The sequence below is a fragment of the Thalassovita mangrovi genome (genome assembly GCF_009857745.1).
GTDB classification, from domain to species: Bacteria; Pseudomonadota; Alphaproteobacteria; order Rhodobacterales; family Rhodobacteraceae; genus Thalassobius; species Thalassobius mangrovi.
In genome coordinates, this window is the sequence record NZ_WWEN01000002.1 from 88,570 (window position 1) to 103,093 (window position 14,524).

General features: G+C 62.5%; 14 protein-coding genes. 9 read left to right on the forward strand and 5 right to left on the reverse strand.

The window, feature by feature from the left end; all coding sequences use genetic code 11:
- Positions 1-48: 48 nt before the first annotated feature.
- The 3 genes from GR167_RS02200 (at position 49) to GR167_RS02210 (ending at position 2,566) form a co-directional block, all read left to right on the forward strand.
- The gene (locus GR167_RS02200; RefSeq protein WP_160971817.1) at positions 49-1,548 is read left to right on the forward strand and encodes a CoA-acylating methylmalonate-semialdehyde dehydrogenase; all 1,500 of its coding nucleotides are present in this window, start codon (positions 49-51) and stop codon (positions 1,546-1,548) included.
- Positions 1,549-1,587: 39 nt separating this feature from the next.
- On the forward strand, positions 1,588-2,049 hold the full coding sequence (locus GR167_RS02205; RefSeq protein WP_235915824.1) for an eL24 family ribosomal protein: 462 nt from the start codon (positions 1,588-1,590) through the stop codon (positions 2,047-2,049).
- Positions 2,050-2,140: 91 nt separating this feature from the next.
- Positions 2,141-2,566 carry a hypothetical protein gene (locus GR167_RS02210; RefSeq protein ID WP_160971818.1) on the forward strand — a complete coding sequence of 142 codons (426 nt, stop codon included), beginning with the start codon at positions 2,141-2,143 and terminating at the stop codon, positions 2,564-2,566.
- A gap of 72 nt (positions 2,567-2,638) precedes the next feature.
- Here the strand turns inward: GR167_RS02210 and GR167_RS02215 are convergent, their stop codons facing one another.
- Positions 2,639-3,100: a DsrE family protein gene (locus GR167_RS02215; protein WP_160971819.1), complete on the reverse strand. Its 462-nt coding sequence runs from the start codon at positions 3,098-3,100 to the stop codon at positions 2,639-2,641.
- 163 nt (positions 3,101-3,263) lie between these two features.
- Between GR167_RS02215 and GR167_RS02220 the strand changes: the two genes are divergently transcribed.
- The 5 genes from GR167_RS02220 to GR167_RS02240 all read left to right on the forward strand — a co-directional run bounded on the left by GR167_RS02220 (position 3,264) and on the right by GR167_RS02240 (position 7,805).
- Positions 3,264-4,397, forward strand: coding sequence for a carboxylate-amine ligase (locus GR167_RS02220; protein WP_160971820.1), 1,134 nt, complete (start codon positions 3,264-3,266; stop codon positions 4,395-4,397).
- 89 nt (positions 4,398-4,486) lie between these two features.
- The gene (locus GR167_RS02225; RefSeq protein WP_160971821.1) at positions 4,487-5,632 is read left to right on the forward strand and encodes an acyl-CoA dehydrogenase family protein; all 1,146 of its coding nucleotides are present in this window, start codon (positions 4,487-4,489) and stop codon (positions 5,630-5,632) included.
- On the forward strand, positions 5,629-6,672 hold the full coding sequence (locus GR167_RS02230) for an enoyl-CoA hydratase/isomerase family protein (protein ID WP_160971822.1): 1,044 nt from the start codon (positions 5,629-5,631) through the stop codon (positions 6,670-6,672). The genes GR167_RS02225 and GR167_RS02230 overlap by 4 nt, the downstream gene beginning before the upstream one ends.
- A 2-nt stretch (positions 6,673-6,674) precedes the next feature.
- Positions 6,675-7,547 (forward strand): 3-hydroxyisobutyrate dehydrogenase, encoded by an 873-nt coding sequence (gene mmsB, locus GR167_RS02235; RefSeq protein WP_160971823.1) that lies wholly within the window; start codon positions 6,675-6,677, stop codon positions 7,545-7,547.
- A gap of 69 nt (positions 7,548-7,616) precedes the next feature.
- Complete coding sequence (locus tag GR167_RS02240) at positions 7,617-7,805, forward strand: YgaP family membrane protein (protein ID WP_160971824.1); 189 nt, start codon at positions 7,617-7,619, stop codon at positions 7,803-7,805.
- A 19-nt stretch (positions 7,806-7,824) separates the two neighbouring features.
- Here GR167_RS02240 and GR167_RS02245 read toward each other — a convergent pair whose 3' ends face one another.
- Complete coding sequence (locus tag GR167_RS02245; protein WP_160971825.1) at positions 7,825-8,712, reverse strand: patatin-like phospholipase family protein; 888 nt, start codon at positions 8,710-8,712, stop codon at positions 7,825-7,827.
- A gap of 5 nt (positions 8,713-8,717) precedes the next feature.
- Complete coding sequence (gene uvrA / locus GR167_RS02250; RefSeq protein WP_160971826.1) at positions 8,718-11,576, reverse strand: excinuclease ABC subunit UvrA; 2,859 nt, start codon at positions 11,574-11,576, stop codon at positions 8,718-8,720.
- Positions 11,577-11,895: 319 nt separating this feature from the next.
- On the opposite strand from uvrA, the gene GR167_RS02255 reads away from it, so the two are divergent.
- Positions 11,896-12,255 (forward strand): rhodanese-like domain-containing protein, encoded by a 360-nt coding sequence (locus GR167_RS02255; protein WP_160971827.1) that lies wholly within the window; start codon positions 11,896-11,898, stop codon positions 12,253-12,255.
- Positions 12,256-12,326: 71 nt separating this feature from the next.
- Here the strand turns inward: GR167_RS02255 and lpdA are convergent, their stop codons facing one another.
- A complete protein-coding gene (gene lpdA, locus GR167_RS02260) occupies positions 12,327-13,718 on the reverse strand; it encodes a dihydrolipoyl dehydrogenase (RefSeq protein ID WP_160971828.1) in 1,392 nt (463 codons plus the stop codon).
- Between the two features lie 150 nt (positions 13,719-13,868).
- Entirely contained in the window at positions 13,869-14,444 is a 576-nt protein-coding gene (locus tag GR167_RS02265; protein ID WP_160971829.1) for a DUF924 family protein, read from the reverse strand.
- Positions 14,445-14,524 lie beyond the last annotated feature (80 nt).

Below are 14,524 nucleotides of genomic sequence, written 5' to 3' on the forward strand. Positions count from 1 at the left end.
GGATTTATGCAATCCTATTGTGCCCGCAAAGTCGTAACGGAGGAACCCATGCAGGAAATTCATCACTATATCGACGGCACCGAGTCCAAAGGCACTTCGGGCCGTTTCGCCGACATCTACAACCCCGCCACCGGCGAGGTTCAGGCCAAGGTGGCGCTGGCCACCAAGGATGAACTGGACGCCGCCGTCGAAAAAGCCGCCGCCGCACAGGTCGGCTGGGCCGCCACCAACCCGCAGCGCCGCGCCCGGGTGATGATGAAATTCGCCGCCCTGATCAACGAAAACATGGACGTCCTGGCCGAGCTGGTCAGCCGTGAACACGGCAAGACCCTGCCCGACGCCCGCGGCGACGTGCAGCGTGGCCTGGAAGTGGTCGAAGTCTGCATGGGCGCCCCGAACATGCTGAAGGGCGAATACATGAACGACGGCGGCCCGGGCATCGACCTCTACTCGATGCGTCAGCCGCTGGGCGTCGTTGCCGGCATCACGCCGTTCAACTTCCCCGCCATGATCCCGCTGTGGAAAATGGCCCCCGCCCTGGCCAGCGGCAACGCGATGATCCTGAAACCGTCGGAACGCTGCCCCTCGACCTCGATGAAGCTGGCCGAACTGCTGAAGGAAGCGGGCCTGCCCGACGGCGTTCTGCAGGTCGTCAACGGCGACAAGGAAGTGGTCGACGCGATCCTCGACAACGAAACCGTTCAGGCCGTTGGCTTCGTCGGTTCGACCCCGATCGCCCAGTACATCTATGGCCGCGCCGCCACCAACGGTAAGCGCGCCCAGTGCTTCGGCGGCGCCAAGAACCACATGATCATCATGCCCGACGCCGACATGGACAAGGCCGCCGACGCGCTGGTCGGTGCCGGTTTCGGCGCGGCAGGCGAACGCTGCATGGCGATCTCGGTCGCGGTTCCGGTCGGTGACAAGACCGCCGACGCGCTGATCGAACGGCTGATCCCGCGCATCGAAGCTCTGAAGGTCGGCCCCTACACCGCCGGCGACGACGTCGATTTCGGCCCGGTCATCACCGCCCAGGCCAAGGCCCGGATCAACGGCCTGGTCGACAGCGGTGTCGAACAGGGCGCCAAGCTGGTGATCGACGGCCGGAACTTCAGCCTGCAGGGTTACGAGGACGGCTTCTTCGTCGGCCCGTCGCTGTTCGACAACGTCACCCCGGACATGGATATCTACAAGGAAGAGATCTTCGGCCCGGTTCTGAGCCAGGTGCGCGCCAAGTCCTATGACGAAGCGCTGGACCTGATCATGAAGAACAACTACGGCAACGGCACCTCGATCTTCACCGCCGATGGCGACACCGCGCGCGACTTCGCAAACAAGGTCAACGTGGGCATGGTCGGCATCAACTTCCCGATCCCGGTTCCGCTGTCCTACTTCACCTTCGGCGGCTGGAAGAAGTCGGCCTTCGGCGACCTGAACCAATACGGTCCCGACGCGTTCCGCTTCTACACCAAGACCAAGACCGTGACCGCGCGCTGGTTCTCTGGCATCAAGGAAGGCGGCGAATTCGCCTTCAAGGCGATGGACTGATTTGCAACGCCTGAAATGATTTCGAAGGGGGCATGCTTCATGCCCCCTTCATTTATTTTGAATGCGCTGTACCATTCCTCCATGTCGGTACGCTTCAATATCCTGCCGGGTCATGGGCTTGTCTATGTTCGCCTCGACGGCGACATCTGCGCCTCGGAATGTCTTGCGATCTTCAATGAATACGCCAAGCACCCCGAATGCCGCCCCGGTCAGAAACAGCTGATCGACTTTTCGCGCGCCACCGGTCTCGATACCGATTTCGTGAAACTGATCGAATTGCAGGCCCGCAAGGCGGATATCTTCCTGGCCGACGGGGCGCAGACCCTGACCGTCTATTACGCGCCCTGCCGCCACACCCGCGAACTGGCGAAGGTGATGCAGCGCAACTGGGAAGCCTTCCCCGGCGTGGTCACCGTCATCCAGGATGACGAAGCCGCCGCGCTGTCGATCCTTGGGCTGCGGATGGCGACTTTCGACCAGCTTCTCGAGCAGACATTTTGATGCGGATCAAGGAACCAGTACCGCATAGCGGGTATCAGATGACAAATTCATGACACCATCCCCCACCACACGACAGAGACGAATACCCTAAATGCCCGCCCGTTACAGGTTCTTTCCCGAACACGAATGCCTCTACCTCAGATTCGAGGACCCGTTCCTGTTCGGCCAGGCGGATGAGATGGTCAAATCCTTCACCTCGGACCCGGAATTCAAGCGCACCCGCACTCTGGTGTTCGACCTGGCCCGGCTGAGCAATATCAAGATCGACGTCACCCGCAGCGCGGAAAAGGCGATGCAGCTCGGCCCGAACTTTCCCATGAGCGGCGGGCAGATCATCGTGCTGGCCCCCACCGAAACCGGGCAATCGCTGGCGGAACTGCTGCGGGGGTTGTGGGCGAATTTCCCGCATATCGAATATCAGGTTTTCGGCGCGGAAGAGGACTTGTTCGACCATCTCGGCATCGGGCCGGAGTACTGGAACCGGATCACGGGCGAATTCGACGATACAGCCGGGTAAATCGCCCCGGCATCGAACAAATCAAAACGCCCCGGCACATTGGCCGGGGCGTTTTTCTGTTTTGGAGCGATTTTACCAGGACAGGGTTTTCATATTCGGATCGAACAGGAATTTCTCGACAACCGGCCAGCTGCCCATGGTCACGCCGTCGATGTAATCGTCCATCGTCAGCCCAGCCGCGTTCGAACAGGCCTGGCACATGATCACCTGGCCGCCATCGGCCATGAAGTCTTTCAACATGTCCTGGATCGATTTGTCGGCCTCGCGCATCAGCCCGGGCACGTTGCTGGGCCGTTTCTTGTCCGCCAGGTAGACGCCGCGCACGTTCAGCCAGATCACGACGGGTTCGTGCCCGTTCTTCAGCACTTTCTCATGGGCGAAATAGATCGCCTTTGCCGCCGCCCAGGTGTCATCGGTGGTCAGGCTGACGAACAGCCCGGGCTTGCCTTCCTCGGCAACGGCCTGCTGGGTCGGAGCGAAAACCGCCAGCGCCATCAGCGCCAGGGCCAAAACAGTCGTTGTGATTCTACGCATTGGAAATCTCCTCGTTCAATACAGGGCCAATCTCTGCCCCGCCCCTCATGAAGGCTATGACACAGATCAAAACCTTCCAGCGCAGGAAGCTTGCCTTGGTTGCACGGCACCGGGGACCGTGATCTAGTCGAAACGTCATATTCACCAAAACGAGGCCCGGTGCATGTCGATCCCCAAACCAGACTTCACAATCGGCGTGGAAGAAGAATACCTGCTGGTCGATCTGGACACGCTCGACCTCGCCAGCGCGCCGACCGAGCTGATGGAACGTTGCGGCGCCGAACTGCAAGGCCAGTTCAGCCCGGAATTCCTTGATTGTCAGGTGGAAATCGGCACCCGGGTCTGCGCCAACGTGGCCGAGGCCCGCAACGAGTTGAAGCACCTGCGCTCGACCGTCGCCCGGATCGCCAAGGATTTCAACCTCGCCCCGATCGCAGCCTCCTGCCATCCGTTTTCGGACTGGCGCGAAACCCATCACACCGACAAGGAACGCTATAACATTCTGAGCGACGACCTGGCCGGCGTCGCGCGGCGGATGCTGATCTGCGGCATGCACGTGCATGTGGGCATCCCCGAACCGGACCAGCGCATCGACCTGATGAACCAGATGCGCTATTTCCTGCCGCATCTTCTGGCGCTGAGCGGGTCCTCGCCGTTCTGGCAGGGCGAAGATACCGGACTGAACAGCTACCGGCTGACCGTGTTCGACAACCTGCCCCGCACCGGGCTGCCGCCGCGTTTCGACAGCTGGAGCCAATATGACCGCTCGGTCCGGGCGCTGGTCGATCTGGACCTGATCGAGGATGCCTCGAAAATCTGGTGGGACATGCGGCCCTCGGCGCGCTTCCCGACCATCGAGTCGCGGATCTGCGATGTGTCGCCGCGGCTGGAAACCACGCTGACGCTGGCGGCGCTGACCCAGGCGCTGACCCGGGCGCTGTGGCGGCTGTCGCTGAGCAACCAGCGCTGGCGCATCTACGACAATTTCCTGATCTCGGAAAACCGCTGGCGGGCGCAGCGCTATGGCACCGAAGCCGGGCTGATCGATTTCGGCGCGCGTGAAATCCTGCCCTTCGACCAGTTGGTCGAGGAACTGATCGAGCTGGTGACCGTGGATGCCGATATCCTTGGCTCGCTATCCGAGATCGCCAACATGCGCTGCATCCTGGAACAGGGCACCGCCGCACAGCAGCAAAGACGGATCTACGAGGATGCGATCCAGGCCGAAGACACCCCGCACAATGCGCTGAAACGGGTGGTCGAACACCTGATCGAAGAATTCCACGCCGATCTTTGAGCGCTGGCGGAGGCTGAAAAACTTCTGTAGGATTTCGGAATTAAACACACGTTCAATAACGTGACATCGCGCCATTTGGGAGGAGACGAATGGATTTCGCACTGAGCGAGGAGCAAACCGCCATTTTCGACATGGCGAAGGGTTTCGGCGAGGAAAAGATCGCCCCTTACGCCCATGAGTGGGAAAAGCAGGGCACCATCCCCAAGGAATTGTGGGCCGAGGTCGGCGCATTGGGACTGGGCGGCATCTACGTGTCCGAGGACTCGGGCGGATCGGGGCTGACCCGTCTGGACGCGGCGCTGATCTTCGAGGCGCTGTCGATGTCCTGCCCCTCGGTGGCGTCCTTCCTGTCGATCCACAACATGTGCGCCAAGATGCTCGACACCTTCGGCAGCGACGATGTGAAGGAACGTTACCTGACACCCGCCATCAGCATGGACACGGTGCTGTCTTATTGCCTGACCGAACCGGGATCGGGATCGGACGCGGCGGCGCTGAAAACCCGGGCGGAGCGCAGCAATGACGGCTACGTCCTGAACGGCACCAAGGCGTTCATATCGGGCGGCGGCTATTCGGATGCCTATGTGGTGATGTGCCGGACCGGCGATGACGGGCCCAAGGGCATTTCCACCGTGGTGGTCGAGGACGGCAGCGCCGGGCTCAGCTTCGGCGGGCTCGAGGACAAGATGGGCTGGAAAAGCCAACCCACCCGCCAGGTGCAGTTCGACGATTGCAAGGTGCCCGCGGACAACCTCGTCGGCGAGGAAGGCAAGGGCTTCAAATACGCGATGATGGGGCTCGACGGCGGCCGGCTGAACATTTCCGCCTGTAGCCTTGGCGCGGCGCAATCGGCGCTGGACAAGACGCTGCAATACATGGGCGAACGCAAGGCGTTCGGCAAAACCATCGACCAGTTCCAGGCGCTGCAATTCCGCCTGGCCGACATGGAAATCGAACTGCAGGCCGCGCGCACCTTCCTGTATCAGGCGGCGTGGAAACTGGATCAGGGCACGCCGGACGCGACCAAGTTCTGCGCCATGGCGAAACGCTTCGTCACCGAGACCGGGTCGAAGGTCGCCAACCAGTGCCTGCAGCTGCATGGCGGTTACGGTTACCTGGCCGATTACGGCATCGAAAAGATCGTGCGCGATCTGCGGGTGCATGAAATCCTGGAAGGCACCAACGAAATCATGCGGATGATCGTTGCGCGCCAAATGCTGAGCGACCGGGCATGAGCGACATCAATATCCGCATCGACGGCAAGATCGGCCACATCACCCTGACCCGGCCGAAGGCGCTGAACGCGCTGAGCTACGACATGTGCCTGGCGATCGAAAAGGCGCTGGACGACTGGCGCGAAGACGATGCCGTTTCGATGATCCTGATCGACGCCGAAGGTGATCGCGCCTTCTGCGCCGGCGGCGACATCCAGGAACTCTACGACACCGGCAAGGCGGGCGATTTTGGCTATGGCCGCAAATTCTGGCGCGACGAATACCGGATGAACGCCAAGCTGTTCGAATTCCCCAAGCCGGTGGCCAGCCTGATGCAGGGCTTCACCATGGGCGGCGGCGTCGGCATCGGCTGTCACGGATCGCACCGGGTGGTCTGCGAAAGCAGCCAGGTGGCGATGCCGGAAACCGGCATCGGGCTGGTGCCCGACGTGGGCGGATCGCTGATCCTGTCGCGCGCGCCGGGCCGTGTCGGCGAATACCTCGGCTCCACCGGCGGCCGGATCGGGGCGGCGGATGCGATCTATGCCGGGTTCGCCGATTACTTCGTACCGCAGGAAGACTGGACCGCGCTGACGGCGGAACTGGTCGAAACCGGCGACTGGACCGCCATCGACCGCGCCGCGAAACCCGCCCCGGCGGGCGATCTGGAAGCCTTGCGCCCCCAGATCGACGCGCATTTCGCGGGCGAAACCCTGCGCGATATCCTGATCACGCTGCAAGATGACGACGGCGACTTCGCCGCCAAGGCGCTGAAATCGCTGAACCGGGTGTCGCCGCTGTCGGCCGCCTGCACCATCGAGATGATCCACCGGCTGCGCGGCAGCGATGACATTCGCCAGGCGCTGGAAATGGAATACCGCTTCACCTTCCGCGCGATGGAAGCGGGTGATTTCCTTGAAGGCGTGCGCGCCCAGATCATCGACAAGGACCGCAACCCGAGCTGGAAACACGAAGGCCCCGGCGCGGTCACGGATATGGAAGTCGCGAAAATGCTGATGCCGCTTGGCGCGGACAGCCTGACATTCGAGGAGGAGGAATAATCATGAAGATCGGATTTATCGGTCTGGGCAATATGGGCGCGCCGATGGCCGCCAACCTGGTCAAGGAAGGCCACGAGGTCACCGGTTTCGACCTGGCCGCCCCGATGCCCGAGGGCGTGAGCAAAGCCGACACCGCCGCCGCGGCGGCGGCAGGCCAGGACGTGGTGATCACCATGCTGCCCAACGGCGCGATCCTGCGCGCGGTGGCGGATGAGGTGATCCCGGCGATGAAACCCGGCGCGGTGCTGTGCGACTGTTCCACCGTCGACGTGGACAGCGCCCGCGCGGTGGCAGACCAGGCCGCAGCCGCCGGTCTGGGCGCGCTGGACGCGCCTGTTTCGGGCGGCGTCGGAGGCGCGACGGCTGGCACCCTGACCTTCATGGTCGGCGGCAGCGCGGACGCGTTCAACACCGTCAAGCCGCTGTTCGACATCATGGGGCAGAAGGCGGTGCATTGCGGCGCCTCGGGCGCGGGGCAAGCCGCCAAGATCTGCAACAACATGATCCTCGGCGTCACCATGATCGCCACCTGCGAAGCCTTCGCGCTGGCCGACAAGCTGGGGCTGGACCGGCAGAAGATGTTCGACGTGGTCAGCACCTCGTCGGGTTACAGCTGGACGATGAACGCCTATTGCCCCGCCCCCGGCGTCGGCCCGCAATCGCCCGCCGACAACGATTACAAGCCGGGTTTCGCATCCGAACTGATGCTGAAGGACCTGCGCCTGTCGCAACAGGCGGCGGAATCGGCGGATGCCGACACCCCGATGGGTCAGCTGGCCAAGGCGCTGTATGAACAGTTCGTTGAAAACGAAGGCGGCAAAGGCATGGATTTCAGCGCCATGCTGCCCCGGTTCGAAAAACGCGGGCACAATTGATCCAAGTCATGTTCCGCCAACACCGGCCTCTTTTAAGCTGCATCGAATTGACATCAATGGAGCTTTAAGATGTTTGCAAAGAACGTTGGCGCAATTGACAAAGTCCTGCGCATCGTCGTCGGCGCCCTGCTGATCATCGGGGCGCTGATGGGCTATGGCGTGTGGATGTGGATCGGGGTGATCCCGCTGGTCACCGGGTTGCTGGGCACCTGCCCGATCTATTCGATCCTGGGCATCAATACCTGCCCCAAGAAATGAGCTTCCGGCGGCGGGCGCCTCAGGCGCCCCCGCCCCCGCCCTGACCGGCATTATCCAAGATCCAGTCCTTCTGCGCCGCCACGATGCGGCGGCCCTCGGCGATCGCTTCGGCGCCGCGGTGGAATTCCAGCACCGTGATATGCGACAGGTCGGCATTCAGCAGAACATGCGGCGGTTCCCCCGCCAAACGCGCCCGGCGGATCTGTTCGGTCATCACGTCGATGGCGGTCGACACCACCTCGGTATAGCCCGGCGGGGCGTTCTTATCCTCGGCCGGCATCAGCGCGTTGGACAACCAGTCCGGCAGGTCCTTCAGCTGGTGTTCCAGCGCCCGCGCCGGTCGGTTCCACATCTTGCCCCTGAGCTTGGCATTGGGATTGACCGCGATGGTCATCTCGGCTCCCATCGCCCGGGCGGTCGACACCGGCACCGGGTTGGTCAGCCCGCCATCCAGCATCCAATGCCCGTTCACCCGGTAGGGGCTGATCACCCCCGGCAAAGCGACCGAGGCGCGGACGGCATCGCTCAGGTTGCCTTCGCGCAGCCAGACCTCGCGCCCGGTTTCCATATCGGTGGCCACCGCCGCAAAGGGAATCTCAAGGTCCTCGATCCGTTCGGGCAGGCCGAGGTTCTGGATCAGGCTGACGATTTCGGTACCCGCCACGATACCGCCGCTGCCGGGGCGGATATCGATCAGCCCGACAAACCGCGCGGGCGTCAGGGCGGTCAGCCACTCTTCCAGCGCGTCGAGCTTGCCGCCGGCATAGGCCGCGCCGACCAGCGATCCCATCGAACAGCCGGCGACGACGCCGGGTTTGACGCCGATCTTTTCCAGCTCGCGCAACACGCCGATATGGCACCAGCCCCGTGCGCCGCCCGATCCCAATGCCATGCCGACCGTTGTCATCCGCCCTACTCCGCCGCGACCTTGCTGCCCGCAAGCATCGGTTTCAGATAGTGCCCGGTATGGCTGCGCGGTTCCTCGGCCACCTGTTCCGGCGTGCCTTGCGCCACGATTTCACCGCCGCCATCGCCACCTTCGGGGCCGATATCGATGATATGATCGGCGGTCTTGATCACGTCGAGATTGTGTTCGATCACCACAACCGTGTTGCCTTGATCGACCAGTTCATGCAGCACTTCCAACAGCTTGCGCACGTCTTCGAAATGCAGGCCCGTGGTGGGTTCGTCGAGGATGTAGAGCGTCCGGCCCGTTGAGCGCCGCGCCAGTTCCTTCGACAGCTTCACCCGCTGCGCCTCGCCGCCCGACAGGGTCGTCGCCTGCTGGCCGACCTTGATGTACCCCAGACCGACCCGCACCAGCGCATCCATCTTTTCGCGGATCGACGGCACCGCCTGGAAAAATTCCTGCGCGTCCTCGACCGTCATGTCCAGCACGTCCGCGATGGACTTACCCTTGAACTTGATTTCCAGCGTTTCGCGGTTGTAGCGCGCCCCATTGCAGGTTTCACAGGTGACATAGACGTCGGGCAGGAAGTGCATCTCGATCTTGATCACACCGTCGCCCTGGCAGGCCTCGCAACGGCCGCCCTTGACGTTGAAGCTGAAGCGGCCGGGCTTGTAGCCGCGCGCCTTGGCCTCGGGCAGACCGGCGAACCAGTCGCGGATCGGGGTGAAGGCGCCGGTATAGGTGGCCGGGTTCGACCGCGGCGTGCGCCCGATGGGCCGTTGGTCGATGTCGATCACCTTGTCCAGGTGTTCCAGCCCCTTGATCGTCTCACAAGGCGCGGGCGTCTGGCGCGCCCCGTTCAGCCGCATCGAGGCGGTCTTGAACAGCGTCTCGATCGTCAGGGTCGACTTGCCGCCGCCAGACACGCCCGACACGCAGACGAACTTGCCCAGCGGGAATTCGGCGGTCACGTCGCGCAGGTTGTTGCCCGACGCCTTGACCACGGTGAGTGTCTTGCCATTGCCTTCGCGCCGCTCGACCGGGACCGCGATTTCGCGCGCGCCGCTCAGGTACTGGCCGGTCAGGCTGGCCGGGTCCTTGGCGATTTCCTCGGGCGTGCCCTGCGCCACGACCGATCCGCCATGCACCCCCGCGCCGGGGCCGATGTCGAACACGTAATCGGCCTCTCGGATCGCTTCCTCGTCATGTTCGACCACGATCACCGTATTGCCCTGATCGCGCAGGTTCTTCAGCGTCCCCAACAGCCGGTCGTTGTCGCGCTGGTGCAGCCCGATGGAGGGTTCGTCGAGCACGTAAAGAACCCCGGTCAGGCCCGACCCGATCTGGCTGGCCAGCCGGATCCGCTGGCTTTCTCCGCCCGACAGGGTGCCGCTGTTGCGGCTCAGCGTCAGATATTGCAGGCCGACATTGTTGAGGAAGCCCAGGCGTTCGCGGACTTCCTTCAGGATGGCGCGGGCGATTTCGTTCTTCTGCGCGGTCAGGTGTTCCGGCACTGTCTGGCACCAGTCATAGGCCTCGCGGATCGACATCTGAACGACCTGGCCGACATGGAGGTCCGCGATCTTCACCGCCAGCGCTTCCTCGCGCAGACGGTAGCCGTGACAGGCGCCGCATGGACGGTTGTTCTGGTAGCGCTCAAACTCCTCGCGCACCCAGTTGGAATCGGTTTCGCGGTAGCGCCGTTCCATGTTGGGAATGACACCCTCGAAGACACGGCTGACCTGGTAAACCCGCCCGCCCTCGTCATAGCGGAACTGGATTTCCTCGTCGCCGGACCCGTGCAGGAACACCTGCTGCACCTTCTTCGGCAGGTCCTTCCATTTGCAGTTCTTGTCGAACTCGTAATGCTTGGCGATCGCCTCGATGGTCTGCAGGAAATAGGGCGACTTGCCCTTGCGCCAAGGCGCCAGCGCGCCGTCATAGACCTTCAGGTTCTGATCCGGCACCACCAGCCGTTCGTCGAAGAACAATTCCATCCCCAACCCGTCGCAGCTCGGGCAGGCGCCGAAGGGCGCGTTGAAGGAAAACAGCCGCGGCTCGATCTCGGGGATGGTGAAGCCGCTGACCGGGCAAGCGAAATTTTCGCTGAAGGTGATCCGTTCGGGATCGCCCTCCTTCGGCGCGGTTTCCAGCACCGCGATACCGTCGGCCAGGTCCAGCGAGGTGCGGAAACTGTCCGCCAGCCGGGTTTCCATCCCTTCGCGCACCACGATCCGGTCGACCACAACGTCGATGTCGTGGCGGTATTTTTTGTCCAGCGTCGGCGGCGTATCGAGTTCGTGGAATTCGCCGTCCACCTTGACCCGCTGGAACCCCTGCTTGCGCAGTTCCAGGAATTCCTTGCGGTATTCGCCCTTCCGATCCCGCACGATGGGGGCCAGCAGATAGGCCCGGGTGCCCTCCTCCATGCCCATCACGCGGTCGACCATGTCCTGCACCTGCTGCGCCTCGATCGGCAGACCGGTGGCGGGGCTATAGGGCGTGCCGACGCGGGCGAAAAGCAGCCGCAGGTAATCGTAGATCTCGGTCACCGTGCCGACGGTCGATCGGGGGTTTTTCGACGTGGTCTTCTGTTCGATGGAAATCGCAGGGCTCAGCCCGCTGATGTGATCGACATCGGGCTTTTCCATCATGTCGAGGAACTGGCGCGCATAGGCCGACAGGCTTTCGACATAGCGCCGCTGCCCCTCGGCATAGATCGTGTCGAAGGCGAGCGAGGATTTCCCCGACCCCGACAGGCCGGTGATCACCACCAACTCGTCGCGCGGAATATCCACGTCGATATTCTTCAGATTGTGTTCGCGCGCGCCGCGCACCTCGATTTTCTTCAGCTCAGCCATCTGTGCCCCCAGTACGTCACCGCTGTGACGGGTTAAGAGATAGTTGAGAGCGCCCGAGTCTCCAACCCAAAACTGTGAACATAGCGTGAACAAGCGCCCAGTTGCCGCAGTGGATCGGCGCGGTTTCGCCTTCACGGCCCTGTTTTTCATCCCCCGACCGGGGGCAAAGGCGCCGGTTTCGCCCGATTTGCCTAAAAATACCGCCTTTTATCGTCGAAATCGGCCTTGCTGCTGCGCAGCATATTGCATTCACGTTTTTGAATGTTATATTTGCTGCAACGCCGCATCGCCGGTCACAGCAATCGCGAAAGGGAATGACATGTTCTTTCTGAGACAACAGCGCCCCCAGGGCATGACCCCGGCAGAAGCGGTCGAACAGGCCGGTACCGGCGCGGTAACCGTGATCGACGTGCGCGAACATGGCGAAGTCGCCAGTTCCGGCAAGGCCAAGGGCGCGATCCACATCCCGCTGATGCGGCTGCGCGACATGGCCGATCCGCGCCATCCCGATTTCGTCGAGGCGCTGAAGGATGCCGGCCCGATCTGCGTTTACTGCGCCTCGGGCGCGCGCTCGCACAGCGCGTCGCAACTGTTGCAGCAACTGGGCTATGACGAAGTGCACAATATCGGCGGTCTGGGCCATTGGGTTCAGGCGGGCGGCGAAATCGAACGCGGCTGACCCCTGCCCCATCGCATGAGAAAACGGCGCGGATTTCCGCGCCGTTTCTTTTTGTCGGTTCTGACGGTTGGTCAGATGTGGATCACCCGGTCGAACGCGTCGAGCACGCTTTCATGCATCATTTCGCTGAGCGTCGGATGCGGGAAGACCGTGTTCATCAGGTCTTCCTCGGTGGTTTCCAGCTGACGGCCCACCACGTAGCCCTGGATCAGCTCGGTCACCTCGGCGCCCACCATATGCGCGCCCAGCAATTCGCCGGTCTTGGCGTCGAACACGGTCTTCACCATGCCCTCGGCCTCGCCCAGGGCGATCGCCTTGCCGTTGCCGATGAAGGGGAAGCGGCCGACCTTGACCTCGTAGCCCAGTTCCTTCGCCTTCGCCTCGGTATAGCCGACGCTTGCCACCTGCGGGTAACAGTAGGTGCAGCCTGCGATGCTTTCGGGTTTGACTGGATGGGCATGCTTGCCCGCGATCAGTTCGGCCACCATCACGCCTTCGTGGCTGGCCTTGTGCGCCAGCCAGGGCGCGCCTGCGATATCGCCGATGGCATAGAGCCCGTCGACGCCGGTGCGGCAGAATTCGTCGGTCACCACATGGGTGCGGTCGATCTTGACGCCAAGCGCTTCCAGCCCCAGCCCTTCGACATTTCCGACGATGCCGACGGCGGAAATCACCGTGTCGAATTCCATCTTCTCGACCTTGCCGCCGGTTTCGATATGGGCGGTCACCTTGCCCTGCCCCCGGTCGAGCTGCTTGACCATGGATTTTTCCATGATCTTCATGCCCTGCTTGACGAATTGCTTCTTGGCGAAGGCGCTGATTTCGGCGTCTTCCACCGGCAGCACCCGGTCCATCACCTCGACCACCGTGGTGTCGGCGCCCAGCGTGTTGTAGAAGCTGGCGAATTCGATGCCGATGGCGCCCGATCCGATCACCAAGAGCTTTTTCGGCATCCGCGGCGGGTTCAGCGCGTGCTTGTAGGTCCAGACCAGATCGCCATCGGCTTCCAGCCCCGGCAATTCGCGCGCCCGCGCGCCGGTGGCCAGGATGATATTCTTGGCGGTCAGTTCCTCGACCCCGGCGTCGGTCTTGACGCTGACCTTGCCCTTGGCGGGCAGCGTCGCCTCGCCCATGATCACGGTGATCTTGTTCTTCTTCAGTAGGCCCTTCACCCCGGCCGACAGCTGCTTCGCCACCCCGCGCGAACGTTTCACCACCGCGTCGAGGTCGTAACCGATGCCCTCGGCCGTCAGGCCGAATTCCTTGGCCCGGTGCATCAGGTGGAACACTTCCGAGGACCGCAGCAGCGCCTTGGTCGGGATGCAGCCCCAGTTCAGGCAGATGCCGCCCAGATGTTCGCGTTCCACCACCGCGGTGTTCAGACCCAGCTGGGCCGCCCGGATCGCGGCCACATATCCACCGGGACCCGCCCCGATCACGACGACGTCAAATGCTTTGGACACAGTCAGCCCTCCGATTCCAAAATTAGTTTGACATTAAACTATTCTGAAATCCGCTTCAACGACGACCGAACACCCTGCCGCGTTTTCACGCGCAGCCAGGGGTAAGCCACTGGAAACCAGCGATTTTAAATTACGGAAAACCGGCCAGGCTCAGCCGTTTTGCACTTGCCGGAGCTTGTTGCCGTAACCGCCCGCTTGCAGGAATTCGGTTTCATGCAGCGTGTCGTGACGGTGCAGCGCCCGATTCCGATACGGGAAACGGCCGAATTCGCGGATCACGTCGCGATGCGCCTTGGCATGGACAAGGCTCGCCGCCCCGCTGTCCGACATCCGTTCGCACATCAGCCGCACGCAGCGTTCCTGATCGCACAGGTTCTCCGAATGCATCAGCGGCATGTAGAAGAACTGTCGCGCCGGTTCGTCGATCTTCATGTCCCATTTGTGGTCGATCGCGTTCTTCGCCGCCGCCAGAGCCGCCGGATCGCTGGCAAAGGCCTTGGCCTCGCCGCGGAACATGTTGCGCGGGAACTGGTCCATCAGGATGATATAGGCCAGCGCGCCGGAGGGATAGGTCAGCCACAGCGCATAGGTGCCGTCGCAGGCCGCTTTCCAAGCGTCCTCGAACCGGTCCCGGATCGCGTTGTCGATCTTGTCGTCGGTCGCGTACCAGCCGGACGGCCCCACCTCGTCCAGCCAGAATGACAATATTTCTTCTGCTCGCACCATTGGCTGCCTCCTGATCGCCTTTGGCAATGTCTTACATGAAAATGTTACATACGGATTCTTGCAGATTAACAGTAAAAAAT

What these genes read in the sequence shown, in the direction of transcription:
- GR167_RS02225 (WP_160971821.1), top strand. Translation starts at nt 4,487, where the DNA reads ATGGATTTCGCACTGAGCGAGGAGCAAACCGCCATTTTCGACATGGCG.
- uvrA (WP_160971826.1), bottom strand. Translation starts at nt 11,576, where the DNA reads ATGGCTGAGCTGAAGAAAATCGAGGTGCGCGGCGCGCGCGAACACAAT.
- GR167_RS02210 (WP_160971818.1), top strand. Translation starts at nt 2,141, where the DNA reads ATGCCCGCCCGTTACAGGTTCTTTCCCGAACACGAATGCCTCTACCTC.
- GR167_RS02205 (WP_235915824.1), top strand. Translation starts at nt 1,588, where the DNA reads ATGCCCCCTTCATTTATTTTGAATGCGCTGTACCATTCCTCCATGTCG.
- GR167_RS02215 (WP_160971819.1), bottom strand. Translation starts at nt 3,100, where the DNA reads ATGCGTAGAATCACAACGACTGTTTTGGCCCTGGCGCTGATGGCGCTG.
- GR167_RS02255 (WP_160971827.1), top strand. Translation starts at nt 11,896, where the DNA reads ATGTTCTTTCTGAGACAACAGCGCCCCCAGGGCATGACCCCGGCAGAA.
- GR167_RS02240 (WP_160971824.1), top strand. Translation starts at nt 7,617, where the DNA reads ATGTTTGCAAAGAACGTTGGCGCAATTGACAAAGTCCTGCGCATCGTC.
- GR167_RS02200 (WP_160971817.1), top strand. Translation starts at nt 49, where the DNA reads ATGCAGGAAATTCATCACTATATCGACGGCACCGAGTCCAAAGGCACT.
- GR167_RS02265 (WP_160971829.1), bottom strand. Translation starts at nt 14,444, where the DNA reads ATGGTGCGAGCAGAAGAAATATTGTCATTCTGGCTGGACGAGGTGGGG.
- GR167_RS02220 (WP_160971820.1), top strand. Translation starts at nt 3,264, where the DNA reads ATGTCGATCCCCAAACCAGACTTCACAATCGGCGTGGAAGAAGAATAC.
- GR167_RS02230 (WP_160971822.1), top strand. Translation starts at nt 5,629, where the DNA reads ATGAGCGACATCAATATCCGCATCGACGGCAAGATCGGCCACATCACC.
- GR167_RS02245 (WP_160971825.1), bottom strand. Translation starts at nt 8,712, where the DNA reads ATGACAACGGTCGGCATGGCATTGGGATCGGGCGGCGCACGGGGCTGG.
- mmsB (WP_160971823.1), top strand. Translation starts at nt 6,675, where the DNA reads ATGAAGATCGGATTTATCGGTCTGGGCAATATGGGCGCGCCGATGGCC.